At 55.5% G+C, this 247-nt stretch carries 1 protein-coding gene; it reads left to right on the top strand.

Annotated features, from left to right (window positions below; genetic code table 11):
• A partial coding sequence (locus tag AC1RPV_RS08135; RefSeq protein WP_481764258.1) for a DNA polymerase occupies positions 1 to 247 on the top strand: 247 nt, incomplete at both ends.

Below are 247 nucleotides of genomic sequence, written 5' to 3'. Positions count from 1 at the left end.
GACCTAACCTTCAGCAGATTCCGAGCCGGGGAAAGCTCGCAAAGATCATCACGAAGATGTTCGTATCCACACCCGGATACCTGATGATTCGATACGACTACTCTGCTCACGAAGTGCGAATCTGGTCAGTTGCGGCAGGCGACAAGGCACTGGCCGAGGCGTTCCGCGCAGGTCAGAAATTGCGGCAAGCCTACATCTCGGCAAAGACCGATGAGGAACGCGCTGAGATCAAGGCGCAGCTAAAGAC

Source organism: Dellaglioa sp. CoH-55-MRSF-9 (assembly GCF_056782155.1).
Note: the sequence above shows the minus strand (reverse complement) of the source record. Positions and strands in the feature narration are given on the sequence as shown.